Annotated in this window: 23 protein-coding genes; 16 read left to right on the top strand and 7 right to left on the bottom strand. The window is 69.6% G+C overall.

Going from position 1 to position 25,182, the window contains the following annotated elements; translation table 11 throughout:
* Window position 1: 1 nt before the first annotated feature.
* The 11 genes from zapE to AC1ROY_RS14705 all read left to right on the top strand — a co-directional run bounded on the left by zapE (window position 2) and on the right by AC1ROY_RS14705 (window position 12,364).
* Entirely contained in the window at window positions 2–1,165 is a 1,164-nt protein-coding gene (gene zapE / locus AC1ROY_RS14755) for a cell division protein ZapE (protein WP_493149601.1), read from the top strand.
* Between the two features lie 97 nt (window positions 1,166–1,262).
* Window positions 1,263–1,865 carry a hypothetical protein gene (locus AC1ROY_RS14750; RefSeq protein ID WP_493149600.1) on the top strand — a complete coding sequence of 201 codons (603 nt, stop codon included), beginning with the start codon at window positions 1,263–1,265 and terminating at the stop codon, window positions 1,863–1,865.
* Between the two features lie 219 nt (window positions 1,866–2,084).
* Window positions 2,085–3,050: a Bug family tripartite tricarboxylate transporter substrate binding protein gene (locus AC1ROY_RS14745; RefSeq protein WP_493149599.1), complete on the top strand. Its 966-nt coding sequence runs from the start codon at window positions 2,085–2,087 to the stop codon at window positions 3,048–3,050.
* A gap of 13 nt (window positions 3,051–3,063) precedes the next feature.
* Window positions 3,064–3,795, top strand: a complete 732-nt coding sequence (locus tag AC1ROY_RS14740) for an L-threonylcarbamoyladenylate synthase (RefSeq protein WP_493149598.1) — start codon at window positions 3,064–3,066, stop codon at window positions 3,793–3,795.
* A 119-nt stretch (window positions 3,796–3,914) separates the two neighbouring features.
* Window positions 3,915–4,868, top strand: coding sequence for a malate dehydrogenase (gene mdh, locus AC1ROY_RS14735; protein WP_493149597.1), 954 nt, complete (start codon window positions 3,915–3,917; stop codon window positions 4,866–4,868).
* Window positions 4,869–4,876: 8 nt separating this feature from the next.
* Entirely contained in the window at window positions 4,877–5,617 is a 741-nt protein-coding gene (locus AC1ROY_RS14730) for a metallophosphoesterase family protein (protein WP_493149596.1), read from the top strand.
* A gap of 18 nt (window positions 5,618–5,635) precedes the next feature.
* Window positions 5,636–6,832: an ADP-forming succinate--CoA ligase subunit beta gene (gene sucC, locus AC1ROY_RS14725; RefSeq protein ID WP_493149595.1), complete on the top strand. Its 1,197-nt coding sequence runs from the start codon at window positions 5,636–5,638 to the stop codon at window positions 6,830–6,832.
* 3 nt (window positions 6,833–6,835) lie between these two features.
* On the top strand, window positions 6,836–7,732 hold the full coding sequence (gene sucD, locus AC1ROY_RS14720) for a succinate--CoA ligase subunit alpha (RefSeq protein WP_493149594.1): 897 nt from the start codon (window positions 6,836–6,838) through the stop codon (window positions 7,730–7,732).
* Window positions 7,733–7,888: 156 nt separating this feature from the next.
* Window positions 7,889–10,780 (top strand): 2-oxoglutarate dehydrogenase E1 component, encoded by a 2,892-nt coding sequence (locus AC1ROY_RS14715; RefSeq protein ID WP_493149593.1) that lies wholly within the window; start codon window positions 7,889–7,891, stop codon window positions 10,778–10,780.
* An 85-nt stretch (window positions 10,781–10,865) separates the two neighbouring features.
* Window positions 10,866–12,134 carry a 2-oxoglutarate dehydrogenase complex dihydrolipoyllysine-residue succinyltransferase gene (odhB, locus tag AC1ROY_RS14710; RefSeq protein ID WP_493149592.1) on the top strand — a complete coding sequence of 423 codons (1,269 nt, stop codon included), beginning with the start codon at window positions 10,866–10,868 and terminating at the stop codon, window positions 12,132–12,134.
* Window positions 12,135–12,136: 2 nt separating this feature from the next.
* Window positions 12,137–12,364: a hypothetical protein gene (locus AC1ROY_RS14705; protein ID WP_493149591.1), complete on the top strand. Its 228-nt coding sequence runs from the start codon at window positions 12,137–12,139 to the stop codon at window positions 12,362–12,364.
* 60 nt (window positions 12,365–12,424) lie between these two features.
* Here the strand turns inward: AC1ROY_RS14705 and AC1ROY_RS14700 are convergent, their stop codons facing one another.
* The 3 genes from AC1ROY_RS14700 to AC1ROY_RS14690 form a co-directional block, all read right to left on the bottom strand.
* Window positions 12,425–13,390 (bottom strand): Bug family tripartite tricarboxylate transporter substrate binding protein, encoded by a 966-nt coding sequence (locus AC1ROY_RS14700; RefSeq protein WP_493149590.1) that lies wholly within the window; start codon window positions 13,388–13,390, stop codon window positions 12,425–12,427.
* 2 nt (window positions 13,391–13,392) lie between these two features.
* Window positions 13,393–14,367 (bottom strand): Bug family tripartite tricarboxylate transporter substrate binding protein, encoded by a 975-nt coding sequence (locus tag AC1ROY_RS14695; protein ID WP_493149589.1) that lies wholly within the window; start codon window positions 14,365–14,367, stop codon window positions 13,393–13,395.
* Window positions 14,368–14,488: 121 nt separating this feature from the next.
* Window positions 14,489–15,433, bottom strand: coding sequence for a Bug family tripartite tricarboxylate transporter substrate binding protein (locus tag AC1ROY_RS14690; protein WP_493149588.1), 945 nt, complete (start codon window positions 15,431–15,433; stop codon window positions 14,489–14,491).
* Between the two features lie 116 nt (window positions 15,434–15,549).
* Here AC1ROY_RS14690 and AC1ROY_RS14685 point away from each other — a divergent pair, with 116 nt between their 5' ends.
* The 3 genes from AC1ROY_RS14685 to AC1ROY_RS14675 all read left to right on the top strand — a co-directional run bounded on the left by AC1ROY_RS14685 (window position 15,550) and on the right by AC1ROY_RS14675 (window position 18,770).
* Window positions 15,550–16,881, top strand: coding sequence for a replication-associated recombination protein A (locus tag AC1ROY_RS14685; protein ID WP_493149587.1), 1,332 nt, complete (start codon window positions 15,550–15,552; stop codon window positions 16,879–16,881).
* Window positions 16,882–17,020: 139 nt separating this feature from the next.
* Window positions 17,021–17,362 carry a fluoride efflux transporter CrcB gene (gene crcB, locus AC1ROY_RS14680; protein WP_493149586.1) on the top strand — a complete coding sequence of 114 codons (342 nt, stop codon included), beginning with the start codon at window positions 17,021–17,023 and terminating at the stop codon, window positions 17,360–17,362.
* Between the two features lie 67 nt (window positions 17,363–17,429).
* Complete coding sequence (locus tag AC1ROY_RS14675; protein ID WP_493149585.1) at window positions 17,430–18,770, top strand: LLM class flavin-dependent oxidoreductase; 1,341 nt, start codon at window positions 17,430–17,432, stop codon at window positions 18,768–18,770.
* A gap of 47 nt (window positions 18,771–18,817) precedes the next feature.
* Here AC1ROY_RS14675 and AC1ROY_RS14670 read toward each other — a convergent pair whose 3' ends face one another.
* From AC1ROY_RS14670 to AC1ROY_RS14655, 4 genes are all read right to left on the bottom strand, one after another.
* Entirely contained in the window at window positions 18,818–20,107 is a 1,290-nt protein-coding gene (locus AC1ROY_RS14670) for an anthrax toxin-like adenylyl cyclase domain-containing protein (protein ID WP_493149584.1), read from the bottom strand.
* A 126-nt stretch (window positions 20,108–20,233) separates the two neighbouring features.
* Complete coding sequence (locus tag AC1ROY_RS14665) at window positions 20,234–21,100, bottom strand: glycosyltransferase family 2 protein (RefSeq protein WP_493149583.1); 867 nt, start codon at window positions 21,098–21,100, stop codon at window positions 20,234–20,236.
* Entirely contained in the window at window positions 21,097–21,654 is a 558-nt protein-coding gene (locus AC1ROY_RS14660; RefSeq protein ID WP_493149582.1) for a hypothetical protein, read from the bottom strand. Before AC1ROY_RS14660 ends, AC1ROY_RS14665 begins: the two co-directional genes overlap by 4 nt.
* Window positions 21,651–23,162 carry an aldehyde dehydrogenase family protein gene (locus tag AC1ROY_RS14655; protein ID WP_493149581.1) on the bottom strand — a complete coding sequence of 504 codons (1,512 nt, stop codon included), beginning with the start codon at window positions 23,160–23,162 and terminating at the stop codon, window positions 21,651–21,653. Before AC1ROY_RS14655 ends, AC1ROY_RS14660 begins: the two co-directional genes overlap by 4 nt.
* Before the next feature lie 108 nt (window positions 23,163–23,270).
* On the opposite strand from AC1ROY_RS14655, the gene AC1ROY_RS14650 reads away from it, so the two are divergent.
* Together AC1ROY_RS14650 and AC1ROY_RS14645 are read left to right on the top strand one after the other, a co-directional pair.
* Window positions 23,271–23,777 carry a pyridoxamine 5'-phosphate oxidase family protein gene (locus AC1ROY_RS14650; protein WP_493149580.1) on the top strand — a complete coding sequence of 169 codons (507 nt, stop codon included), beginning with the start codon at window positions 23,271–23,273 and terminating at the stop codon, window positions 23,775–23,777.
* A 195-nt stretch (window positions 23,778–23,972) separates the two neighbouring features.
* Window positions 23,973–25,181: a CaiB/BaiF CoA transferase family protein gene (locus AC1ROY_RS14645; protein ID WP_493149579.1), complete on the top strand. Its 1,209-nt coding sequence runs from the start codon at window positions 23,973–23,975 to the stop codon at window positions 25,179–25,181.
* Window position 25,182 lies beyond the last annotated feature (1 nt).

Genomic DNA, 25,182 nt, shown 5'->3' with positions numbered 1-25,182 from the left:
CATGGACTCCCTCCCCCAGCAGAATGAAGGCCCGCTGGCGGCCTATCGCGCCCGCGTCGCCGAGGGTGCGCTCCGCGCCGACCCGGCCCAGGCCCATGCCGCCGAGATCCTGCAGACCCTCTGGCGCAACCTGCGCGGCTACGATCCGAAGCCCGCGGCCCCGGCGCAGCGCGGCTTCCTGGGCAAGCTCTTCGGGGGCAAGCGGGGCTCGGGCGATCTGGCGGCGCCGGAAGGGACGCCGGAGGGGCTTTACCTCGTCGGCGCCGTCGGCCGCGGGAAGTCCATGCTGATGGACCTCTTCTTCGAGACGGCCGAGGTCCCGCGCAAGCGCCGCATCCACTTTCATGCCTTCATGCAGGAGGCGCACGCTCGCATCCACGCCTGGCGCCGCGCCCATCCGGGCGCCGACGACCCCATTCCGCCGCTGGCGGACCAGATCGCCGGCGAGGCATCGCTGCTCTGCTTCGACGAGTTCCAGGTCCACGACATCACCGACGCCATGATCCTGGGCCGCCTCTTCGAGGCGCTCTTCGCGCGCGGCGTGGTGATGGTGGCCACCAGCAACACCGCCCCGCAGGACCTTTTCAAGGGCAAGCCGGGACGCGACGCCTTCCTGCCCTTCATCGCGCTCATCCAGTCGCGGGTGGAGGTCTTTTATCTCGAATCCGCGCAGGACTACCGCCGCGAGCGCATCCGGGGCCTGCCCACCTGGCACCACCCGGTGAACGGCCGCTCGGAGCGCGCGCTCGACGCCGCCTTCGAGGAACTGACCGGCGAGCGGCACGGCCAGCCCGCGAGCCTCCAGGTGCTTGGCCGCACCGTCCCGGCGGGCGAGGCGGCGCGGGGCGTGGTGCGGACCTCCTTCGATGAGCTTTGCGGCCGGCCGCTCGGCCCCGCCGACTACCTGGCCCTGGCCACGCATTTCCACACGCTGGTGCTGGACGGCATCCCGCGACTCGGGCCAGAGAACTTCGACCGGGCGCGACGCTTCATCACCCTGATCGATGCCCTCTACGAGCATCGCTGCAAGCTGGTCGCCTCGGCCGAGGCCGGGCCGGACCAGCTCTACGAGCACGGCGAGAACGCCGCCATGTTCGAGCGCACCGCCTCGCGCCTCATGGAAATGCAGAGCCAGGAGTATTTGGGGTTGCCTCACCTGCCCTGACGTAATACCCCGTAACACGAGTGTCGCGTCTGTCGCGCGTCGGGGTCGCGTCTGTCGCGCGGCTCGGGGGCCGGCGGGTCAGGAATCGGGGGATTTCATGCGGAAACTGATCGGGGGCCTTCTGGGCCTGTGCCTGTTGGCGGCTTTCGTGCCGGTGGAGGCTTCGGCCCGGACCGACACCAGGACCAGCGCGCAATCCTCCAGCTCCTCGCGGTCGGCGTCCAGCCGGCAGACGGCCGCCCGGCCCGCCGCCACGCGTTCCACCCGCCCCACCGCATCCGCCCGCACGAGCGACCGGAGCCGCGCCACGGCCTCCCGCTCCGCCGCGCCGTCCCGTCACGCGACGGCCGAGCGCTCCACCCGCCGGGGAGGCCGCGACACCGCCGTCGCCTCGCGCGGCCGGGGCCGCGACGCCGCCGCCCGCGGCAGCCGCAGCCTGAACAGCCGGGTGGCCGCCGCCGTGCCCTATGGCCGCTCCTATGCGATGTCGCAGGGCCGCGGCCTGCGCCGCACCGCCATGGCCTCCTGCTCCATCCGTCATGGCCGCCGCACCTGCACCACGACAGCCTCGCGCGGCGAGGTGATGCGCTGGACGGGCGGCCTCGCCCCGGCCGCGATGAACCAGGCGGCCTGCCCCGACGGCACCATCGCCACCCTGGCGGTCGGCCACAACGACATCACGCGCTGCGTCCCGCTCTAGACCTCGGATGCGTTCGCATTCGCTCAGGCATCAAGGTCTAGCCTTTTGTTTTGGCGCGTGATTCAGACCTCCGGCGCCTTCGCGCCTTCGGTCATCACGCTTTAAGGAACGGTGCAGGCGGCGATCTGCCCGCCACGGGCCTTCTTGTCCGGACAAGATCGCGCTACACTCCCTGGTAAGCCCGCCGCCTAGAGTCGGGCTGTCCGAGGAGATGTTCCGATGCGCCGTCGAAGCGCGCTCGCGGCCGGGATGGCGGCCCTTGCGATGCCGGGGCCGGCGCGGGCCCAGGCCTACCCCTCCCGCCCGATCCGCCTGATCATCCCGTACCCGCCCGGCGGCGGCACCGACGCGCTCTCGCGCCCCTGGGCGGAGCGGATGCGGCTGAGGCTGGGCCAGCCGCTGGTCATCGAGAACCGGGGCGGCGCCGCGACGAATATCGGGATGGAGCTGGCGGCGCGCGCAGCGCCGGACGGCCATGCGCTCATCATCAATGCCGACAATGTCGCGCTTTTCCCGCTTCTCTATCAGCGGCTGACCTACGACCTGTTCCGCGACTTCGCGCCCGTCACCTACCTGGCCGACTCCCCGCTGGTCCTGGGCATCAACCCCGCGGTTCCCGCCCGGAATCTGCAGGAATTCGTGGAACTGGTCCGGCGCGAGCCGGATCGCTGGGCCTTCGCCAACCCCAGCCTCGGCTCGCCGCACCATCTGGGCTACGAGCTCTTCGCGCGCGAGGCCGGAATGCGCATGCTCCAGGTGGAGTATCGCGGCGGCGGGCCGGCCCTGAACGACGTTCTGGCCGGGCACGTGCATCTCGGCGTGTTCAGCCTCGGGGCGGTCAGCGGGCATTTCCGGGGCGGCACGCTGCGGCCGCTCGCGCTGCTCTCGCCCACGCGCTCCACCGCCGCGCCGGACATCCCGACCACGGCCGAGGCGGGGCTGCCCCAGGCGGTGAACTCCCTGCGCTTCCTGCTCTTCGCGCCGGCCCAGACGCCGCCCGAGGTCATCCAGGTCCTGCATGCCGCGACCCTCGAGGTCATGGCGGAGCCCGGCCTCCAGGAGGCGCTGACCCGCGCGGGCTTCGACATCATGACGACGACGCCCGAGCGGGCCGCGACGATGCTGCGGGCAGAGAACGCGCGCTGGGCGCCGATCCTACCCGGCCTGAACCTGCGGATGGACTGAGGGGAGACTCGCGATGACGCGCCTGGACATCGCGGGCGACGCCCGCCGCGTGCTGGATGTGGTGAGGGCCGGCGGGGTCTGCGTCTTCCCCACCGATGTCGGCTATGCCGGCGTCGGCGGCTGCGAGGCGGCGCTGCTGCGCTTCTTCCGGGCCAAGGGCCGCGGCGCGCACAAGCGCAACGCCATGCTGGGCAGCCTCGCGATCCATGACGAGGTGCACGACATGCCGGCCCGGGCGAAGGAGATGATCCGTGCCCTGGTGCTGGATTACGACCTGCCGATCTCCGCGATCGGTCCCTTTCGCCCGGACCATCCCCTGCCATCGGCGCTGGAGCCCGCGGCGCTGGCGGCCAGCACGGAGAACGGCACGCTCGCCATCCTGATGAACGTCGGCGCGCTGGAGGAGGAGATGGCGCGGCTCGCGCTGGCGGAGAACCAGCCGCTCTTCGGCTCCTCGGCGAACCTCACGGGCACCGGCACGAAGTTCCGCGCCGAGGAGGTCCAGGCGCCGATCCGCGACTGCGCGGATCTCCTGATCGATTACGGCCTGCGGAAGTACCACCCCTACCGGCGCTCCTCGACCATGATCGACTTCACGACGATGGAGGTCGTGCGGATCGGTGCCTGCTACGAGCTGATCCAGGACGTGCTGCGCCGGCACTTCTCCGTCGAGCTGCCGCCCGACCCGGGCGTGGAGGTGCTGCCCTCGGGGCACACGCGGGCCGCCCAGCAGGTGCACGCCTAGCCTCCAGGCCAGTCTTCGGCTGCGCTGAACACAGCTTCGGCGCCGAATCCCGGCGCCTTGCCGGCCCGGCGGCGCGGGAGTAACTCTCCCGCGTTCGGAAAGGCATTCAGGGAAACCCCATGGCCCGCAACAAGATCGCGCTCATCGGCGCCGGCAATATCGGCGGCACGCTCGCCCATCTGATTGGCCTGAAGGAGCTGGGTGACGTCGTGATGTTCGACGTCTTCGGCGGCGTCGCGGCCGGCAAGGCGCTGGACATCATGCAGTCCAGCCCGGTCGACGGCTTCGACAGTGCGATGTCGGGCGGCTCGGACTACGCGGCCATCAAGGGCGCCGACGTCATCATCGTCACCGCCGGCTTCCCGCGCATGCCCGGCATGAGCCGCGACGACCTGCTGACCAAGAACGCCGGCGTGATGGGCCAGGTGGCCGAGGGCATCAAGACCTACGCCCCCGACGCCTTCGTCATCTGCATCACCAACCCGCTCGACGTCATGGTCTGGGCGCTGCAGCAGAAGTCGGGCCTGCCGGCGAACAAGGTCGTCGGCATGGCCGGCGTGCTGGACAGCAGCCGCTTCCGCCTCTTCCTCGCCGAGGAATTCGGCGTCTCCGTCGAGGACGTGACGGCCTTCGTGCTCGGCGGCCACGGCGACACCATGGTGCCGCTGACCCGCTACTCCACCGTCGCCGGCATCCCCGTCCCCGACCTGATCAAGATGGGCTGGACGACGCAGGAGAAGATCGACGCTATCGTGAACCGCACCGCGAATGGCGGCGGCGAGATCGTGAAGCTGCTCGAGCGCGGCTCGGCCTTCTACGCCCCGGCCGCCTCGGCCGTCGCGATGGCCGAGTCCTACCTGAAGGACAAGAAGCGCGTCCTGCCCTGCGCCGTGATGCTGAACGGCGAGTACGGCATGAAGGACTTCTATGTCGGCGTGCCCGTCGTGATCGGCGCCGGCGGCGTGGAGAAGATCGTCGAGGTCGAGTTCCTCCCCGAGGAGAAGGCCGCCTTCGACAAGTCCTGCGACGCGGTGAAGAAGCTCATCGAGGACTTCAAGGCGCTGGGCGTCTGAGACAGCCCGTGCGGGTTGCCGTGATCGCTGATATCCACGGCAACCGCCTGGCCCTGGCGGCGGTGCTCGCCGCCGTGAAGCGCGCCGCGCCCGACCTGTTGGTCGAGCTCGGTGACGCGGTGTCCGGCCCGCTCTGGCCGGCCGAGTGCTTTGAGATGCTGGCCGATTGCGGCTCCGCCGCGTCGGTCCGCGGCAACCACGACCGCTGGGTCGCCTTCGATCCGCCGGAGAAGCTGGGCGCCACCGACAGCTTCACCCAGGCCAGGCTGACCGCGGCGCAGCGCGAGGCGCTGGGCGCGCGGCCGATGGAATGGCGGGGCGAGGGCATCCTGGCCACGCATTCCCTGCCCGGAGACGACCTAACCTACGTCATGCACGAGTCGACGGAGCACGGCATCCGCGAGCGGCGCCCCGCCGAGGTGGCGGCCCTGCTGCCCGCGCCCGCGGGCGAGACGCTGGTGCTCACCGCCCACACCCATCGCGCCCGGCTCATGCGGCTGCCCGACGGGCGGACGATCGTGAATCCCGGAGCGGTCGGCCAGCCCGCCTATAAGGACACCACCCCCTTCTTCCACCGCATGGAGACCGGCACGCCGCATGCCCGCTGGGCGCTGCTGGAACGCCGTGGGACGGAGTGGCAGGTGGAGTTCCACGCTGAGGAATACGACTGGGACGCCGCCTCCGCCGAGGCGCTCCGCAACGGCCGCGCCGACTGGTCGCAGTCGCTGGCCACTGGCACAATGGACTGACCTTGAGGACCCCCACCCATGAACATCCATGAATATCAGGCCAAGGAGCTGCTGCGCCGCTATGGCGTGACGGTCCTCGAAGGCCATGTGGCCTGGACGGCCGACGAGGCGGAGGCCGCGGCGAAGAAGCTGCCTGGGCCCGTCTATGTGGTGAAGTCGCAGATCCATGCGGGCGGCCGCGGCGCCGGGCGCTTCAAGGAAGACCCGAATGGCAAGGGCGGCGTCCGCGTCGTGAAGTCGGTCGCCGACGTGAAGGCGGCGGCCGAGGCGATGATCGGCAAGACCCTGGTCACCAAGCAGACCGGCGAAGCGGGCAAGCTCGTCTCCCGCGTCTATGTCGAGGACGGCTGCGACATCAAGCGCGAGCTGTACCTGGGCCTGCTGATCGACCGCGAAACCTCGCGCCTCACCGTCATGGCCTCCACCGAGGGCGGCATGGAGATCGAGGAGGTCGCCGAGCACCATCCCGAGAAGATCCTCAAGGTGGCGGTGGACCCAGCCTCGGGCCTCTTCCCCTTCTACGCCCGCAAGCTGGCCTTCGGCCTCGGCCTTGAGGGCAAGCAGGTCAGCAGCTTCGTGAAGTTCGTGACCTCGCTCTACGGCGCCTTCCTGGAGCTCGACTGCGCGATCGTCGAGATCAACCCGCTGGTCGTGACCGGCGCGGGCGACATCGTGGCGCTCGACGCCAAGGTCTCCTTCGACGACAGCGCGCTGTTCCGCCACAAGGACCTCGAGGCCCTGCGCGACGACAGCGAGATGGACCCCAAGGAGCTGGACGCCGTCAACCACGAGCTGAACTACGTGGCGCTCGACGGCGAGATCGGCTGCATGGTGAACGGCGCGGGCCTCGCCATGGCGACGATGGACATCATCAAGCTCTACGGCTCGTCCCCAGCGAACTTCCTCGACGTGGGCGGCACGGCCGATGCGGCGCGCGTCACCGAGGCGTTTCGGATCATCACCTCGGACGCCAATGTGAAGGCCATCCTGGTCAACATCTTCGGCGGCATCGCCAAGTGCGACATGATCGCCGAGGGCATCGTCGCCGCCAGCAAGAACCTCTCGCTGAAGGTGCCGCTGGTGGTGCGCCTCGAAGGCACCAACGTGGAGCTCGGGAAGAAGATCCTGGCCGAGAGCGGCCTCGCGATCATCCCTGCGGACAACCTGGCTGACGCGGCCCAGAAGGTCGTCGCCGCCGTGAAGAAGGCTGCCTGAGCCATGGCCATCCTCGTCGACAAGAACACCAAGGTCATGACCCAGGGCTTCACCGGAGCCCAGGGCACCTTCCACGCCAGCCAGGGCATCGCCTATGGCTCGAACTACGTGGGCGGCGTGACGCCGGGCAAGGGCGGCACCATGCACCCGACCCTGAACCTGCCGGTCTTCAACACGGTGGCCGAGTGCCGGGAAGCGACCGGCGCCGACGCCTCGGTCATCTACGTGCCGGCGGCCTTCGCGGCCGACTCCATCCTGGAGGCGATCGACGCGGAGATCCCGCTGATCATCTGCATCACCGAGGGCATTCCCGTGCTCGACATGGTGAAGGTGAAGCGCGCGCTGGACGGGTCGGAGTCCATCCTGGTCGGGCCGAACTGCCCGGGCGTCATCACGCCGGATGCCTGCAAAATCGGCATTATGCCTGGGCATATTCATCGCCGCGGCTCGGTCGGCATCGTGTCCCGCTCGGGCACGCTGACCTATGAGGCGGTGGCGCAGACCACGGCGGCCGGGCTCGGCCAGTCCAGCTGCGTCGGCATCGGCGGCGACCCGGTGAAGGGCATGGACTTCATCGACGTGCTCGAGCTCTTCATGGCGGACGACGAGACCAAGTCGCTCATCATGATCGGCGAGATCGGCGGCCAGTCCGAGATTCTCGCGGCCGAGTACCTGAAGAGCGAGAACTTCGGGCCCGGCAAGCCGAACAAGCCCGTGGTGGGCTTCATCGCCGGCGCCACGGCGCCTCCGGGCCGCCGCATGGGCCATGCCGGCGCGGTGATCTCGGGCGGCAACGACACGGCGGCGGCCAAGATGGAAGCCATGGCGGCCGCCGGCATCCATGTCGCCGACAGCCCGGCCTCCCTGGGCTCGACCATGGTGCGTGCCCTGAAGGGCTGATGCCCCACGGCTTTGATGCCGGGGGCTGATGTCTGACCTGCGTCGGGCGGGACGCCAAAATCCCGCCCGAATGCTCATATTGTTTTAGGAAACGGGCCAATATGGTCCGAAGATTGCATTCTCATCCGCGACACCTGCGGAACGGAGCGACGAAAAATGGCCGGAGTGGACATCCTCGCAAGTGCGATGAACGGGGCGAATGCCGCGTATCTCGCCGACACCTATGCCAGGTGGGTCGAGGATCCCACGAAGGTCGACCCCTCCTTCGCGGAGCTCTTCACCGCCCTGAACGATGACGCCCGGGCCGTCCTGACCGACGCGATGGGCGCCTCCTGGGCGCCGCGCCCCCGCGGCGGCTTCGCCCCGGCGGAAGAGGTCAAGCCCGCGCCGAAGGGCGCGGCCCCGGCCAAGGGCGCGGCCGCGCCTGCCGCCGCCGATCCGGAGGCCACGCGCCGCGCGGTGCTCGACAGCATCCGGGCGCTGATGCTCATCCGCTCCTACCGCGTGCGCGGCCATCTGGAGGCGCAGCTCGATCCGCTGGGCCTGCAGGTCACCCCGGCCCATCCGGAGCTCTCGGCGAAGTTCTGGGGCTTCGAGGACGCCGATCTCGACCGTCCCATTTTCATCGACAAGGTGCTGGGCCTCGAGACCGCCACCATCCGCCAGATCATGGAGCGGCTGCGGGCCACCTATTGCGGCCATATCGGCGTCGAGTTCATGCACATCCAGGATCCGGACCAGAAGTCCTGGATCCAGCAGCGCATCGAGGGCGCGCCCTGGGCCGGCAGCTTCGGCGCCGAGGACAAGCGCAAGCTCCTGACCCAGCTCACCGAGGCCGAGGGCTTCGAGGCCTTCTGCGCCAAGAAGTATGTCGGCACCAAGCGCTTCGGCCTGGAGGGCGGCGAAAGCACCATCCCCGCCGTGCTCGCCACGATCGAGACGGCGGCCGAGCAGGGCGTGAACGAGATCGCCATCGGCATGGCGCATCGCGGCCGGCTGAACGTGCTGGTGAACGTGGTGAAGAAGCCCTTCGTGCAGGTCTTCTCGGAGTTCAAGGGCTCCAGCTTCAAGCCGGACGACGTCCAGGGCTCGGGCGACGTGAAGTACCATCTCGGCACCTCCACCGATCTCGAGATCGGCGGCCGGACCATCCACCTCTCGCTGCAGCCCAACCCCTCGCATCTGGAGGCGGTGAACCCCGTCGTCGCCGGCAAGGTCCGGGCGCGGCAGGACATGGCGGGCGACATCAAGAGCCGCACCAGCGTCATGGGCATCCTGCTGCATGGCGACGCCGCCTTCGCCGGCCAGGGCCTGGTCTACGAGACGCTGGCGATGAGCCAGCTCATCGGCTACCGCACCGGCGGCACGATCCACATCGTGACCAACAACCAGATCGGCTTCACCACCGTCCCGGCCCACGCCTATTCCGGCCTCTACTGCACGGACGTGGCCAAGTCGGTGCAGGCGCCGATCCTGCACGTGAACGGCGACGACCCCGAGGCGGTGGTGTGGTGCGCGCGGCTCTGCACCGAGTTCCGCATGCGCTTCCAGGCCGACGTCGTGCTCGACATCGTCTGCTACCGCCGCCACGGCCACAACGAGGGCGATGAGCCGGCCTTCACCCAGCCCGTGATGTACAACCGCATCCGGCAGCTGAAGACGACGCGCACCCTCTACGCCGAGCAGCTGGCCGCCGAGGGCAGCCTCAAGGCCGAGGACGCGGCGGCCATCCAGGACGCCTTCAACGCCAAGATGGAGGACGCCTTCCAGGCCTCCGCCAGCTTCAAGCCCAACAAGGCGGACTGGCTGGAGGGGCATTGGTCCGGCCTGAAGGCGGTCGGCAACGGCGAGGGCGCGGAGCAGCTCCACGAGACCGCCGTCGCGCTCGACACGCTGCGCGAGGTGGGCGGCGCGCTCTGCCGCGTGCCAGCGGATTTCGGCATCAATCCGAAGATCGCCCGCCAGCTCGAGACGAAGAAGACGGCGATCGAGGGCGGCGAGGGCATCGACTGGGCGACCGGCGAGGCGCTGGCCTTCGGCACCCTGCTGCTGGAGGGCCATCGCGTCCGCCTCTCGGGCGAGGACGTGCAGCGCGGCACCTTCAGCCAGCGCCACGCGGTGCTGGTCGACCAGGTGAATCAGCAGGAATACGTCCCGCTGAACAACATCAAGGAGGGCCAGGCCAAGTTCGAGGCCTTCAACTCCTTGCTGGCCGAGTTCGGCGTGCTGGGCTTCGACTACGGCTATTCGCTGGCCGATCCCAAGACGCTGGTGCTCTGGGAGGCGCAGTTCGGCGACTTCGCCAATGGCGCGCAGGTCATCATCGACCAGTTCATCGCCTCGGGCGAGACCAAGTGGCTGCGCATGTCCGGACTCGTGATGCTGCTGCCGCACGGGCAGGAAGGGCAGGGGCCGGAGCATTCCTCCGCCCGGCTGGAGCGCTACCTGCAGCTCTGCGCCGAGCGGAACATCCGGGTCTGCAACTTCACCACCCCGGCCAACTATTTCCACGCCCTGCGCCGGCAGCTGAAGGCCAATTACCGCAAGCCGCTCGTCATCATGACGCCGAAGAGCCTGCTGCGGCACAAGCTGGCGGTCAGCAGCCTCGCCGAGTTCGGCCCGGGCAGCGGCTTCCGCTACGTGATCCCCGAGGTCGAGGCGATCGCCCCCGAGGAGAAGGTGAAGCGCGTCGTGCTCTGCACCGGCAAGGTCTATTATGACCTGCTGCAGGAGCGGCAGGCCAAGGGCATCAGCGACGTGGCGCTGATCCGGCTGGAGCAGATCTATCCCTTCCCGGACAAGAGCCTCGCCCAGGCGCTCGCTCCTTATAAGAACGCCGAGGTCGTGTGGTGCCAGGAGGAGCCGGAGAATAACGGCGCCTGGAACTTCGTGGACCGGCGGATCGAGGGCGTGCTGAAGGGCCTGGACGTAAAGGCCAAGCGGCCGGACTACGTGGGCCGCGACGCCGCGGCCAGCCCGGCCACCGGCCTCGCCAAGGTGTACCAGGCCCAGCAGGACGCTCTGGTCCGCTCGGCCCTGGGTCTCTGAGGTTTTTTCGGGACGTCGGCACCTGTTCGGGCTGACGTCCCGGTCCCAACTGCTTTAAGAAGCCGCCAGGAATAGAGCGAAGACCATGGCAACCGATATTCTCGTGCCCACCCTGGGCGAAAGCGTCAGCACCGCGACCGTGGCGCGTTGGCTCAAGCAGGCCGGCGAGGCCGTGGCGGCGGACGAGCCCCTGGTCGAGCTCGAGACCGACAAGGTCACCGTCGAGGTGAACGCGCCGGCCGCCGGCGTGCTGGAGGCCATCGCCGCCCAGCAGGGCGCCGAGGTCGAGCCCGGCGCGGTCCTGGGCAGCATCGCCGCCGGTGCGGGCACCGCTGCCGCGCCGGCCAAGCCCGCCGCTGCCCCTGCCGCTCCGGCCCCGGCGGCTCCCGCCGCCGCTCCGACGGCCGCCGCCAAGCCGCCCGGCACGGGCGCCGGCTCCGTTGCCGCGGCCGAGGACAAGGGCGCCTCGGCTGGTGCCCCGCTTCCCGCCGCCGCCAAGCTGATGGCCGAGAACAACGTCACCGCCGCGCAGATCGGCGCCGGCTCGGCCAAGGACGGCCGGATCGCCAAGGGCGACGTGATCGACTTCCTCAGCCGCCCCGCCGCCGCTGCGGCTCCCGCGGCTGCTCCGAAGGCCGAGCGCGCGCTCGATGCCGGCGAGGAGCGCGTGAAGATGACGCGCCTGCGCGCCACCATCGCGCGCCGCCTGAAGGAGGCGCAGAACACCGCCGCCATGCTCACCACCTTCAACGAGGTGGACATGGGCGCGGTCATGGCCATGCGCGCCGAGTACAAGGACGTCTTCGAGAAGAAGCACAACGTGAAGCTCGGCTTCATGTCCTTCTTCGTCTCGGCCTGCGTCGCGGCGCTCAAGGAATTCCCGGCGGTCAACGCCGAGATCGAGGGCGGTGACACCGTCATCTACCGCAACTTCGTCCATATGGGCATCGCGGTGGGCGGGCCTTCGGGCCTGGTCGTGCCGGTGCTGCGCAACGCCGACCAGATGAGCTTCGCCGGGATCGAGAAGAGCATCGCCGATTTCGGCAAGCGCGTCCGCGACGGCCAGCTCAAGCTGGAGGAGATGGCGGGCGGCAGCTTCACCATCACCAATGGCGGCATCTACGGCTCGCTGATGTCCACGCCGATCCTGAACCCGCCGCAGTCGGGCATCCTCGGCATGCACAAGATCCAGGAGCGGCCGATGGCCGTCGGCGGCAAGGTCGAGATCCGGCCGATGATGTACCTGGCGCTCTCCTACGATCACCGGATCGTCGACGGGAAGGAGGCGGTCTCCTTCCTCGTCCGCGTGAAGGAGGGGATCGAGGATCCCCGCCGGCTGATGCTGGGCCTCTGAGGATGCGCTCCCGGGAAGGCCAGCTCAGCGACAACCGCCCCATCTCCCGCACCCGTGTGGAGAAGGAGAAGCAGCTCCGCGATCTGAAGGAAGTGCTCGCCGGGATGAAGGCGCATGCCACGCCGGCGTTGCGCGATTCCGTGAAGGCGAAGATCAAGGAGCTGGAGGTGGAGCTGGCGGCTCCGCCGCCGCCCCCGCGCGACCGCCGGCCGCCGCGCCGCGAGTTCTGACGCCGGGCCGTTGAAACCTGTTTGAGACCGGCGCGGGGGCCTCCCCGCGCCGGTTTCGCTTCAGCCCAGCTCCATGCCGGTCTCGCGCACGAGCGCGCCCATCGCCTCGCGCTGCTGGCGCACATAGGCCGCGAAGGGCCCTGGCTCGCTGCCGACTGGGATCGCGCCCAGAGCGTCGAGCCGCGAGCGGACATTGGCATCAGCCAGGGCTGCCTTCACCGCCTCGAACCAGCGGGCGACGACGGGGGCGGGCAGGCCGGCGGGGCCGTAGAGACCGTTCCACTCGTTCAGCTCGTAATCCGGGAAGCCCTGCTCGGCGACGGTGGGGACATTCGGCAGTGCGCCGAGGCGCGTGGTGGAACTGACGGCGAGCGCCTTCACGCGGCCCTCCTGCGCGAGCTGCAGGGAGGAGGCGACGGTGCCGAAGACGAAGGTCAGGTTCCCGGCGACGAGATCCTGCAGCGCCGGGGCGCCGCCGCGATAGGGCACATGCGTCATGTCGAGGCCCGCGCGGCGCAGCAGCAGCGCCGAGGCCAGGTGCGCGGCCGTCGCGTTGCCCGAGGAGCCATAGGTGAGCTGGCCCGGCCGCGCCTTCGCATAGGCGACGAATTCCTGGAGGTTCTGGACCGGCAGGGTCGGCGGCACGATCAGGATCTGCGGCCAGATCAGCACCTGGCTGATGGGCGTGAAGGCCGTGGCGTAGTCGAAGGGCAGGTTGCGCATCAGCGCCGGGTTCACGGTGTGCGCCAGCGCATCGATCATCACGGTGAGCCCGTCCGGCGCGCTGCGCGCCACCTCGGCGGCGCCGATCGAGCCGCCGGCGCCGCCGCGGTTGTCCACGACGACCGACTGGCCGAGCGCTGATGTCATGGGCACGGCCAGCAGCCGCGCCGAAGTGTCCACGCCGCCGCCCGGCGCATAGGGCGCAATCATCCGGATCGAGCGCGCCGGCGACCACGGAGCTGCTCCCCCTTGGGCGAAGGCGGGCGTGGCCATCAGCGAGGCCAGAAGCGAACGGCGGAACATGACTAGCTCTCCAGGCGGATGTTGTTGTCGCGGATCAGCGCGCCGATGCGGGCGCGCTGATCCGTGAGGAAGGCGGCGAATGGGGCGGGACCCTGCGCCATGATCTCCATGCCGAGCAAGGCGTGGCGCTCGCGGGCCTGCGGATCGGCCAGGCCCTGCTGCGCGGCCTCCGCGTAGCGGGCGACGATGGGCGGCGGCGTACCCGCGGGTGCGAAGAGCGCCAGCCATTCGTTGATGGAGAAGCCCTGGTAGCCGAGCTCCATCATCGTCGGCGTGTCGGGCAGGGCGGGAATGCGGGCGGGCGTGCCGACAGCCAGCGCGCGCAGCCGCCCGTCGCGGATCAGCGGCATGACGGCCGGCGTGGTGTTGAAGGTGAAGAGCGTGTCTCCGCCGAGCAGGCCGACGATGGACTGCGGGCTCGACCGGTAGGGGACGTGCGTGACCTCGAGCCGGTCGCGCCCGGCGAAGAGCACGGCGGCGAGGTGCGAGGCGAGGCCGATGCCGGTGCTGGCATAGGGCGTGCCGGGATTCGCGCGCAGATGGGCGACCAGCTCCGTCACGCTGTGCACCGGCGTATCGGCGCGGACGCAGAGCACGTTGGGCACCAGCGCGAAGAGGCAGATGGGCACGAAGGCCTGCTCGTAGTCGAAGCCGAGTCCGCGCATCAGGAAGGGGTTGCTGACTTGCCCGGCCGCGTCGAAGAGCAGGGTGTAGCCGTCCGGTGCCGCCTGCGCGACGGCGGCCGCGCCGATGGAGCCCGAGGCGCCGCCGCGATTCTCGATGACGATCGGCTGGCCGAGGACGGCCTGCATCGGCGGTGCCACGACGCGGAGCGAGGAATCGGCCGAGCCGCCGGCGCCCCAGGCCGCGATGATCCGCACCGGCCGCATGGGCGACCAGCCCTGGGCATCAGCAGCCGGGGCACTGGCCAGGCCGGCGCCCGTGCCCAGGATCAGGGCGCGGCGGGAAAAGGACATCGCATCCTCCGTAGGGCCGAAGTGGCGCCGGTCTTCTCCTTGCGCGGATCGAAGCACCATCGCCGCTAACGAAGGATGAAGAGTTCCAGGAATGCCGGCCCGACGTGCCGCGTCAAGCGGATTACCCGTCAAGCCGGATGCCCTCGGCGGCGATGAGCGCGCCCATGGCCTCTCGCTCGGCAGCGAGGAAGCGGGTGAGCGCTTCCGGCCCCTCGGCGGCGGGCAGGAGGCCGAGCTCGTCCAGGCGCGGGCGCAGCGCGGGCTGGTTCACGGCATCGGCGGCGGCCGTGGCGATCCGCGCGCTCACCGGCGCCGGGGTGCCGGCCGGGGCGAAGAGCGCCAGCCAGTCGCCGATGGAAAATCCGGGAAATCCCTGGTCGGCGATGCTGTCCGGCGCGCCGGGCAGCGAGGTGCCGAGGGACCGGATCTTTCCGTCGCGCAGCAGGGGTGCGGCCAGGGCGATGGAGGTGAAGCCCATCGCGACGTCGCCGCGCAGCAGCCCCGTCACCTGGTCCGCGCCGCCGCGATAGGGGATGTGCTCGGCCGCGATGCCGGCCCGGCGCAGCAGCGCGGCCATTGCGAGATGCGTGCGCGCACCGATCCCCACGCTGCCATAGGCGGCCAGCCGCGGCTCGGCCCGCAGCCGGTCCAGAAGCGCGGGCAGGCTGGTCACGCCGAGGTCGGCCCGGACCACCAGCAGCAGGGGCAGGGTGGCCAGCAGGGTCACGGGCGCGAAGGCGGTGCGGTAGTCGAAGCCGAGACCGCGCATCAGGAAGGGGTTCACCGCCTGCCCGCCAGAATCGAGCAGCAGCGTGGCGCCGTCCGGCGCGGCCTGGGCCACCACGCCGGCGCCCACCGCGCCCGAGGCGCCGCTGCGGTTCTCCGGCGTCACGGTGGTGCCCAGCAGCTCGCCCATGCGGGGCGCGATCAGCCGGGCCAGGATGTCGGTGCTGCCGCCGGGCGGATAGGCGATGACCAGCCGGACCGGCCGTTCCTGCGCCAGAACGTCAAGAGGACGGGCGGCGATCGGCAGGGAGGCGGCGAGGAGGATCGTGCGGCGCAGCATGGCCGAGGCGTCGCGCCGGGGCCGGCCTGCGTCAAGCTTCGCTTCGGTGAAACCCCGATGGGGGAAACTCCGGCCGCCCTCGTGCCCTTCCGGCGGCGAAGGGATAGAATGCCGCCATGGCCCCCCGCCGCCCCCGCTCCGAGCCGGATTCCGGCAGCCTGTTCGAGTCCGAGGCGCCGCGCCCCCTGGCCGACCGCCTCCGCCCGACCTCGCTGAAGGACGTCATCGGCCAGGACCAGCTGCTCGGCCCGGACGGCCCGATCACGCGGATGGTCGAGAGCCGGACGCTCTCCTCCCTCATCCTCTGGGGGCCGCCCGGCACCGGCAAGACGACCATCGCCCGCCTGCTCGCCCATGAAACGGCTCTCCATTTCGAATCCCTCTCCGCCATCCAGGGCGGCGTCGCCGACCTGCGGCGGGTTTTCGACGCGGCGCGGGACCGCCGCGCCATGGGGCAGGGCACGCTGCTCTTCGTGGACGAGATCCACCGCTTCAACCGAGCCCAGCAGGACGCCTTCCTGCCGGTCATGGAGGACGGCACCATCGTCCTGATCGGCGCGACGACCGAAAACCCCTCCTTCGAGCTGAACGGCGCCATCCTGTCCCGTTCGCAGGTCTTCGTGCTGAAGGCGCTGGACGATGCGGCGCTGTCGGTCCTGCTGGAGCGCGCCGAGGCGCATGTCGGCCGCCCGCTGCCGCTGACGGAGGACGCGCGCGAGGCGCTGCTGGGCCTGGCCGGCGGCGATGGACGCTACCTGCTGAACCTGGTCGAGCAGATCTACACGGTGCGCTCCGGCCGGCCCCTCGACGTCGAGGCCATGGGGCAGGTGCTGACACGGCGGCTGCCCTCCCACGACAAGGCGGGCGACGGGCATTACGACCTGCTCTCCGCCTTCCACAAGTCGCTGCGCGGCAGCGACCCGCATGCGGCACACTACTACGCGGCGCGCATGGTGGTGGCAGGGGAGGCGCCCGAGGCCATCTTCCGGCGGCTCGCCTGCGCCGCCTCCGAGGATGTGGGCATGGCCGACCCGCAGGCCATGGTGCAGGTCATCACCGCCTGGCAGGCCTTCGAGCGCATCGGCTGGCCGGAGGGGCGGCTCTTCCTGGCACAGGCCATCAGCTACGTGGCGACGGCGCCGAAGAGCAACGCCTCCTACATGGCCTTCGAGGCGGCCACGGGCCTGGCCCGCGAGACGAGCCATGTCCCGCCGCCGCTGAACATCCTCAACGCGCCGACGAAGCTCATGAAGGAGCTCGGCTACCATTCGGGATACCGCTACGACCATGACTATCCCGACGCCTATGCCGGGCAGGAGTTCTTCCCGGAGGAGGTCCGCCAGCGCGGCGCGCCGGACCTCTACAGGCCGAACGAGCGTGGCTTCGAGCGCGACATCCGCAAGCGGCTCGACTACTGGGCGGCCCAGAAGGCGTCGAGGAAGTCCTGAAGCCGTCTCAAGAAGGTTCCAACGGGCCGTTGCCCAGCTAAGGTGTCGCGTGACGAACTTCGGATGAGATGGTCCTCATGACGCGCCGAGACGCCTTCATCCGCTTCGCCTCGCGCGCCGCCCGGAAGAAGCCCCGCGGATGAGCTTCTTCCTCGTCGCGGTCGGCGGCGCCGCGGGCTCGGTGCTGCGCTATCTCGTCTCGCTGCTCTTCATGGGGATGGGCTGGCCCTGGGGCACGCTGCTGGTGAACATACTCGGCAGCTTCACCATGGGCATGTTCGTCGGGATCGGGCTGTCGCCGCAGCAGCGGCTGCTCTGGATGACGGGCGTGCTGGGCGGCTTCACCACCTTCTCGGCCTTCAGCCTCGAGACGGCCACGCTGTGGGAGCGCGCGCATTGGGAGGGCGTGACCTATGTTGCCCTGAGCGTGACCCTGGGCCTCACCGCCTTCGCCACGGGAATGTGGCTGGGCCGGAGCTGACGCTCAGGCGGCTTGACGGCGCCCGGCGGCCGGCGTCTTCCTTCCGTAGACGGAAGGAGCGGCCGCGATGGACGCAGCAGATATGGGCCGGCAGATGCGGCTGGGCATCTTCGTGCAGGCCGCCGGGCATCACGTCGCCGGCTGGCGGCATCCGGACGCGATGCCGGGCGGCCCCAACCTCGCGCTGATGCAGCACATCGCCGCGACGGCCGAGCGCGGGAAGTTCGACATGTTCTTCCTCGCCGACAATTTCTCGACCGGCTACGGGGAGCATCCCTCCTCGATCGGCAAGTTCGAGCCGCTGACGCTGCTGTCGGTGCTCTCGGCCACGACGAAGCATCTGGGCCTGGCCGCCACGGCCTCGACCACCTATGCCGAGCCCTACCACACCGCCCGGGCCTTCTCCTCGCTGGACCATCTCTCCGGCGGGCGCGCGGCCTGGAACGTGGTGACCACCTCCTATCCCAAGAACGGCGCCGTCTTCGGCCGCCAGCATCCGCCGCATGCCGAGCGCTACGCCATGGCCGACGAGTTCGTCGAGGCCTGCAAGCTGCTCTGGGATTCCTGGGACGACGACGCCTTCGTCATGGACAAGGAGCGCGGCACCTTCGTGCGGCCGGGCACGCTCCACGTCCCCGATTTCGAAGGAAAATACTTCACCGTGAAGGGCGGGCTGAACCTGCCGCGCTGCCCGCAGGGCCAGCCCGTGATCATCCAGGCCGGCAGTTCCGCGCCCGGCCAGGCGCTGGCGGCGCGCACGGCCGAGGTGGTCTTCACTGCCCAGAACAACTTGAGCGACGCGCAGGATTTCTATCGCGGGCTGAAGGCGCAGCTCGCCCAGCACGGTCGATCAGAGGATTCGCTCAAGATCATGCCCGGCTTCATGCCGATCATCGGCCGGACCGAGGCGGAGGCGAAGGCGCTCTTTGCCGAGCTCAGCCGCAACCTCGACATGAAGCAGGCCAACACCGTGCTGTCGGACCGGCTGGGCACGGACATGTCGGGCTTCGACCTCGATGCGCCCGTGCCCGACCTGCCCGAGAGCGAGCATCTGAAGAGCCGCGCCCTGCTGCTGCTGGAGATGGCCCGGCGCGAGGGGCTGACCCTGCGCGAGCTCTGCCACCGGGTCGCCGCCTCGCGCGGCCACCTGATGGTGATCGGCGCGGCCGGGCAGGTGGCCGACACGATGGAGCAATGGTTCCGCGAGGGCGGCGCCGACGGCTTCAACCTGATGCCGCCCTTCTTCCCGACCCAGTTCGACGCCTTCGTCGACCAGGTGGTGCCGATCCTGCAGGCGCGCGGGCTGTTCCGGCGAGAATACGAGGGGACGACGCTGCGCGAGAATCTCGGGCTGGCGCGGCCGGCGAGCCGCTACGCCGCGGCGGCGATGGAGAGCGCCGCGGAGTAGGGTGCGATCCGCCGAGGCGCTGAATCGCCCCCTCGGCAAAGGTCCCTTCAGGCGTTGTACCAGGCCGGCACTAGCCACTGGCCGTCGTTCCAGTCGGGCGGCATCAGCGGCGCGAAGGCGGCGCCGAGACGGTTGGGGTAGCGACGCCGGGGATCGGGGTTGTGCGGATCGGGATTCATGACCCAGCCCTCGCCCAGCGTCGGGACGAGGCCGGCGAGGATGCAGAGCAGCACGAAGTTCCGGAAATCGGCGATGTTCTCGATGCCGATGAAATTGCCCCCGGGCGTGAAGGCGATCAGCGGCAGGTCCACGTCGTTCACGAAGGGCCGGGCCGCCTCGTCGCTGTGCCAGAGCACGTTGCGGTTGGGGAAGGACTGGCCCGCCATCCCGGCCACGCCCGTGCGCATCCCTGCGATGGTCGAGTTCAGGATCTGCGAGACCAGGTAGAGGCGGTTGGTCATGTTGCCGAGCTTGGTGCCCTGGCCGGTGGTGGTGAAGAAGCGCTCCAGCTGGGTCTCGATGCGGTTGCGCTCGGTCCAGCCGCGGTTGGTGCCGAGCACGCGTCGGTCGTCCCCGTGGCGATTGTAGGCATCGGGGCCGCGGAGGAAGGGCCAGATCGCGAAGAGGTCGTAGTCGCCGGTGATGGCGTTGAGAGGATGCTCCGCGCGGTAGTGCCGGTGGTCCACGGAGTTCGTCATGGCGAGCAGCGGCTCGTACATGTCGCCGTACTTGGTGTCGTAGCGCACCGGGGCGTCGCCGCGCTCCTGCACGAAGCCGCTGCTGCGGCCGGCGCCGGCGTTGATCGCGTTCTTCGTCCTGTCGAGATAGACGCCCCACATCTCGCCGGCCGGGGTCTGAACCCGGATGAGGCTGTAGTGGAAGGCGATGCCGCTGGGATGGACGGCGCGCCCCTCCAGCCGGTCCGCGCCCCTGGCCACCACCTGGATGCGGTTGGTGTTCTGCAGCCAGGCCACGCGCGAGGGAAAGAGGCGCAGCGGCGTGGTGCTGGCGGTCCAGCCCGCATGGGCATGCGCGTCGGTGAGGGCCTCCTGGTGCTCCCGGCGGTTGTAGTCCTCGTTGGGCAGGCCGGACTTGTTCAGCCGCGGATCGCGCAGGACGAAGCCCGCCATGGGCCCCCAGTCGCAGGACTTGCCGTGGATGCGGAAGCCCTTGGTGTCGTAGCCGTGCTGGAGGAGCTGGCGGCAGGTGGGCCCGACGCAGCGGACCAGGATCACGCAGCGCTGCGAGGCGGCGACGGTGCGGAAGGCATGGGCGTGTTCGGGCGGCACCCCCGCGACGTTGTCGCGGAAGGCGCCGTTGTTGGTGAGCAGTGCCATGCCGAGATTCCCCCGCCCAGGCCAGTTGCGCGGCCTCGAGCGCGGGGAGCATTGGCCGCGCAGCCTTCCGATGCAAGCACGGTTAGAGAATTGATTTCCTTAGAATATTAAACCGTTGAGATCAGTCTACGGGCGCCTGCCGAGCGCGATCTCGGCGGCCTTCCGGCCCCTCATCCAGGCGACCATGCCGGCGGCCCGGCCGGACCATTTCTCGCGGCGGGCATCGCTGCGCCGCAGCGTCGATTTGAGGACGAGTCCCGGCCATTCGCCCAGCATCAGCCGCCAGGCCGCGCCGCGCCCGTGGTGCTTGGCCTCCAGGTGCAGCCGAGACCAGCCCTGATGAAAGGCCTTCCACCAGTTGAGCTTCTCGGAAGGCGCGGTGCTCGCCCCGCCCTCGTGCCGCACGCGCACGCCGGCGACATGCACCAGCGCATGGGCGGCCGCGCGCATCCGCAGGCAGAGGTCGTCATCCTCGAAATAGAGGAAGATCGCCGGGTCGAAGCCGCCGAGCGCGCGGAAGACGGCCATCCGGAAGAACATGGCGGAGCCGCCGACATACCAGCAGCAGGCGTCGCCCTCGGGCTCGACGACGGGGCCGCGCAGGCGGCGGAAGGGCAGGTCGTGGCCGAACTGCATGCTGCCGTCGGGCGCGATGACCTCGGGGGCGAACATCGCCGCCTCGGGATAGCGGCGCGCGGCGGCGACGAGGCCGGCGACGGTGTCCGGCTCCAGGGTCGCATCGGCGTTGAGGAGGAGGCCGAACTCGGTCGAAACCTCCGCGAAGCCGGCATTGGCGCCGGGCCCGAAGCCGAGGTTTTTCCCCGCCCGGATCACCTTCGCGCCGGGACGTGCCGCGAGGGCCACCTCCGCGCTGTCGTCCGGGCTGGCATTGTCCACGACGACCACCGGGCATTCGGCCGGAATCGCCGCGAGGCAGGAGGGAAGCAGCGCCGCCGAATGATAGGCGACGATGACGACGCTGACGTCCTTCACGGACGGGAAGGCGCGGTCTCGGCCAGGGCCTGCAGGAAGGCGGCCACGGCGGCCTCCTCTTCCATGGGCGTGTCGAGCTCGGGCGCGCCGACGGCGACGAGGCCGCCGGTCCAGAAGCTCTCCGTGCCGTCCGTCGGCACGGCGAAGAGCAGCATCGCAATGCCCGCCGGGCCCCGGTAGGAGATGTAGGGGCAGCGCCGGTACTTCTTCGTGCGCACGCCGCCGCCGGTCTTGGGCGCGCCGTCCTTCGAGAGCAGCGCATGCGGCTGCTTCACGCCGGCGGCCTTGGCTGTCTCCGCGGTCAGGTCGAAGCGCTTCTGCGCCTCGGCCGCGACGTCGAGGATGCGCTGCGTCGCGGCCTCCAGCACCGGGTCCACCGCCGCGCGCGTGCCGACGAAGGTGACGCGGCGGGTCTCCAGCGCCAGCTTCGCAGCGTCGCGGAACTCGGTCGCCTTCGCATGCAGCTTGGCGTTCGGGCCGGCGAGGATGGCCTCGGCATTGGCCACCATCGCCTTGAGCTCCGCGGCGGTCTTGCCTTCGAGGGACATGCTCATGACATGTTGACCATGATGGTCTTCTTGTGGGTGAAGTGCTCGAGCATGGCCTCCAGCGAGGCCTCCTTGCCGAGGCCGGAGCTCTTCACGCCGCCATAGGAGAGGTTGGCCTGCACCACGAGGTTCTGGTTGATCTGCACCAGCCCCGCCTCCAGCCGGTGCGCGAGGTCGAGGCCCACCTTGAGGTTGTTGGTCCAGAGGCTCGCCGCCAGCCCGTATTCGCTGTCATTGGCCTCGGCCAGCACGGCCTCGGCGTCGTCGAAGGGCTGGATGACGGTGACCGGCCCGAAGATTTCCTCGCGCACGAGGCGCGAGCTGCCGTCGAGGCCGGTGAAGATCACAGGACGGATGAACAGCCCCTTCTTCAGCGCGGAATCCTTCGGCATGGCCGAGCACTCATGCGCGACGGCGCCGGCGGTCTTCTTGCCCTCGTCGATGAAGCCCTGGACCTTCTCGAACTGGCCCTCGCTGATGATGGTGCCGATGTCGGTCTTCTCGTCGAGCGGGTCGCCCATGACCATGGCGTCGACGGCCTTCTTCATCTCGGCCACGAAGGCGTCGAAGATGGGACGCTCGACATAGATGCGCGAGGCGGCCGTGCAGCTCTGGCCCTGGCGGGTGAAGCGCATGGAGGTCAGCGCGCCGCTGACGGTCTTGGCGAAGTCGCAGTCGGCGAAGACGATCATGGGCGACTTGCCGCCCAGCTCCAGCGTCACCGGGATCAGCTTCTGGGAGGCGGCCTTGGCCACGATCTTCCCGGTCTCGACGGAGCCGGTGAAGGTCACCTTGCGCACCAGCGGGTGCTCGACCAGCGGCGCGCCGCATTCCGGGCCCATGCCGCTCACCATGTTGAAGCAGCCGGCCGGCAGCACGCGGTTCATCAGCTCGCAGATGCGCAGCACGGCGAGCGGGGCCTCCTCGGCCGACTTCACCACCACCGTGTTGCCCGCCACCAGCGCCGGCGCGACCTTCAGCGACATCAGCAGCATCGGCACGTTCCAGGGGATGATCGCCCCCACCACGCCCAGCGGCTCGCGCACCGTCACCGAGAGCACGTTCGGCGCGAAGGGCACGCTCTCGCCCTTCAGCTCGGAGCCGAGGCCACCGAAGAACTCCAGGATGTCGGCGACGGTGCCGGCCTCGACGCGGCTTTCGGTGCGCAGCGCCTTGCCGGTCTCGAGCGCGATGAGGCGCGCCAGCTCCTCCTGATGCTCGCGGATCACGGCGGCGCATTGATGCACGAGGGCGCCGCGCTTGCGGGCCGGCATCTTCGCCCATTCCTTCTGGGCGCGGGCGGCGTCGCGGACGGCGGCGTCCACGTCGGCGGCGTCACCTTCGGCGGCGGCAGCGACCTCGACACCCGTCGCAGGGTTCACCACCGGGAAGGTCTTGCCGCTGAGCGCGGGAACGTAGCGGCCGCCGATGAAATGCAGGCCGGACATCTGCTTGGCGAGGGCGAAGCAGTCGAGTTCCGGAGCGGAAGGGGTCGGGTGCGGCGTCTCGAGCATAAAGCGCTCCTCTTGTCTTGGGTCGGGCGGACCATGCGCCGGATGGGGCCTTCCGGGCAACCCTCGCGCCCTCCGCCGGTTGAAGGGACAACCAGAAAGGAAGCCCCCATGACCCAGCAGATTTCCGACGACGAGGCCCGGATCAAGGTCCGCGAGCTCATCAAGCAGATCGGTTTCGTGATGCTCGTCACGGCCGACGAGGATGGTGCCATGCATTCGCGCCCCATGGCCGTGATGGGCGTCGAGAATGACAAGGTCTGGTTCTTCACCGATGTGAACAGCCCCAAGACCCTCGAGATCGGCCGCGACCACGACGTGCTGCTGGCCTGTGCGAACCCGTCCGGCCAGGCCTTCGTCTCGGTGACCGGTCGCGCCAAGGTGATGCAGGACGAGGCGAAGCAGAAGGAGCTCTGGACCGAGGCCTCTCGCCTCTGGTTCCCCAAGGGCCACAAGAGCGAGAACCTGGCCCTCATCGAGGTCGAGATGCTCGGCGCCGAGTATTGGGACAGCCCCGGCTCGAAGGTCCTCTTCGCCTATGGCTACGTGAAGGCGCTGGTGGCCGGGAAGACGCCGGACACGGGCGAGAACGCGAAGGTGAAGTTCGAGCGCGTCTAGGGTTACCGGAGAACTCCTGCGGGTCGGTTTCGCGGGTCTTTTGCGCGCCTGGGGCGGCACCCGGCGCCTTCCAGGCACGAAAAATCCTCCGCGAATCCTCCGCCGCTGGAATTCTTCAGCAACCCCAGCCGGATTGCGCCGGCGGCAGGGCGCGTTTAATCCCTGAAGGTCGTTTGGCCTTCAGGGAATGTCCTTATGTCCACCCCGTCTCCGGGTCCGCTTAGCGGCCTGCGCGTCCTCGACCTGACCCGCGTCCTGGCAGGCCCGACCTGCACGCAGATGCTGGGCGACCTGGGCGCCGAGGTCATCAAGATCGAGAAGCCGGAATCGGGCGACGACACGCGCGGCTTCGCCCCGCCCGTCTGGCCGAAGAGCGGCGAGAGCGCCTATTTCGTCGGCGTCAACCGCAACAAGAAGTCTGTCACCCTCGACATCGCCAAGCCCGAGGGACAGGCGATCATCCACAAGCTGCTCGAGAGCTGCGACATGCTCGTCGAGAACTTCAAGGTCGGCGCGCTGGCCAAGTACGGCCTGAGCTGGGAGCAGCTTTCGGCGAAATACCCGAAGCTGATCTATTGCTCGATCACCGGCTTCGGGCAAACCGGCCCCTACGCGCCGCGCCCCGGCTATGATGCGCTGATCCAGGCCATGGGCGGCATCATGTCGCTGACCGGCGAGCCCAACGGCTCCCCCCAGAAGTCGGGCGTGCCGGTGGCCGACCTCTTCGCCGGCCTCTACGGCTGCATCGGCATCCTCGCCGCGCTGAACCACCGCCACGCCACCGGCCAGGGCCAGCGCATCGACATCGGCATGCTGGACACGCATGTGGCCTGGCTGGCCAACCAGGGCTCCAACTACCTCTCGACCGGCGAGAACCCAGTACGGCTGGGCAACCAGCACCCGAACATCTCGCCCTATCAGGAATTCCCGAGCAAGGACGGCTACCTGATCCTCGCCGTCGGCAACGACCCGACCTTCGAGCGCTTCTGCAAGAATTTCGGCCAGGAGCACCTGCTGGCCGACGAGCGCTTCGCCACCAATCCCAAGCGCGTCGAGAACCGCCAGCTCGTCACCGACACGCTGACGCCGGTCATGAAGAGCAAGACCACGGCGGAATGGGTCGAGGCGCTGGAGGCGCTGAAGATCGCCTGCGGTCCCATCAACACGCTGAAGGACGTCTTCGCCGACCCGCATGTCGTGGCCCGCGGCTGCGTGGTCGAGATGGAGCATGCGTCGGGCGAGACGGTGAAGGTCACGGCCAATCCCGTCCGGCTCTCCGCGACGCCGCCGACCTACCGCAGCGCGCCGCCGACCCTGGGCCAGCACAACGAGGAGGTGCTGGGCGGGCTGCTGGGCATGGGCCCCTCGGAGATCACCGAGCTCAAGGGCAAGGGCATCGTCTGAG

The sequence above is a fragment of the Roseococcus sp. GW821-FHT12F05 genome (assembly GCF_058806835.1).
Note: the sequence above shows the minus strand (reverse complement) of the source record. Positions and strands in the feature narration are given on the sequence as shown.

Coding starts and splice junctions, on each gene's coding strand:
- zapE (WP_493149601.1), top strand. CDS start 2: ATGGACTCCCTCCCCCAGCAGAATGAAGGCCCGCTGGCGGCCTATCGC.
- AC1ROY_RS14750 (WP_493149600.1), top strand. CDS start 1,263: ATGCGGAAACTGATCGGGGGCCTTCTGGGCCTGTGCCTGTTGGCGGCT.
- AC1ROY_RS14745 (WP_493149599.1), top strand. CDS start 2,085: ATGCGCCGTCGAAGCGCGCTCGCGGCCGGGATGGCGGCCCTTGCGATG.
- AC1ROY_RS14740 (WP_493149598.1), top strand. CDS start 3,064: ATGACGCGCCTGGACATCGCGGGCGACGCCCGCCGCGTGCTGGATGTG.
- mdh (WP_493149597.1), top strand. CDS start 3,915: ATGGCCCGCAACAAGATCGCGCTCATCGGCGCCGGCAATATCGGCGGC.
- sucC (WP_493149595.1), top strand. CDS start 5,636: ATGAACATCCATGAATATCAGGCCAAGGAGCTGCTGCGCCGCTATGGC.
- sucD (WP_493149594.1), top strand. CDS start 6,836: ATGGCCATCCTCGTCGACAAGAACACCAAGGTCATGACCCAGGGCTTC.
- AC1ROY_RS14715 (WP_493149593.1), top strand. CDS start 7,889: ATGGCCGGAGTGGACATCCTCGCAAGTGCGATGAACGGGGCGAATGCC.
- odhB (WP_493149592.1), top strand. CDS start 10,866: ATGGCAACCGATATTCTCGTGCCCACCCTGGGCGAAAGCGTCAGCACC.
- AC1ROY_RS14705 (WP_493149591.1), top strand. CDS start 12,137: ATGCGCTCCCGGGAAGGCCAGCTCAGCGACAACCGCCCCATCTCCCGC.
- AC1ROY_RS14700 (WP_493149590.1), bottom strand. CDS start 13,390: ATGTTCCGCCGTTCGCTTCTGGCCTCGCTGATGGCCACGCCCGCCTTC.
- AC1ROY_RS14695 (WP_493149589.1), bottom strand. CDS start 14,367: ATGTCCTTTTCCCGCCGCGCCCTGATCCTGGGCACGGGCGCCGGCCTG.
- AC1ROY_RS14690 (WP_493149588.1), bottom strand. CDS start 15,433: ATGCTGCGCCGCACGATCCTCCTCGCCGCCTCCCTGCCGATCGCCGCC.
- AC1ROY_RS14685 (WP_493149587.1), top strand. CDS start 15,550: ATGGCCCCCCGCCGCCCCCGCTCCGAGCCGGATTCCGGCAGCCTGTTC.
- crcB (WP_493149586.1), top strand. CDS start 17,021: ATGAGCTTCTTCCTCGTCGCGGTCGGCGGCGCCGCGGGCTCGGTGCTG.
- AC1ROY_RS14675 (WP_493149585.1), top strand. CDS start 17,430: ATGGACGCAGCAGATATGGGCCGGCAGATGCGGCTGGGCATCTTCGTG.
- AC1ROY_RS14670 (WP_493149584.1), bottom strand. CDS start 20,107: ATGGCACTGCTCACCAACAACGGCGCCTTCCGCGACAACGTCGCGGGG.
- AC1ROY_RS14660 (WP_493149582.1), bottom strand. CDS start 21,654: ATGAGCATGTCCCTCGAAGGCAAGACCGCCGCGGAGCTCAAGGCGATG.
- AC1ROY_RS14655 (WP_493149581.1), bottom strand. CDS start 23,162: ATGCTCGAGACGCCGCACCCGACCCCTTCCGCTCCGGAACTCGACTGC.
- AC1ROY_RS14650 (WP_493149580.1), top strand. CDS start 23,271: ATGACCCAGCAGATTTCCGACGACGAGGCCCGGATCAAGGTCCGCGAG.
- AC1ROY_RS14645 (WP_493149579.1), top strand. CDS start 23,973: ATGTCCACCCCGTCTCCGGGTCCGCTTAGCGGCCTGCGCGTCCTCGAC.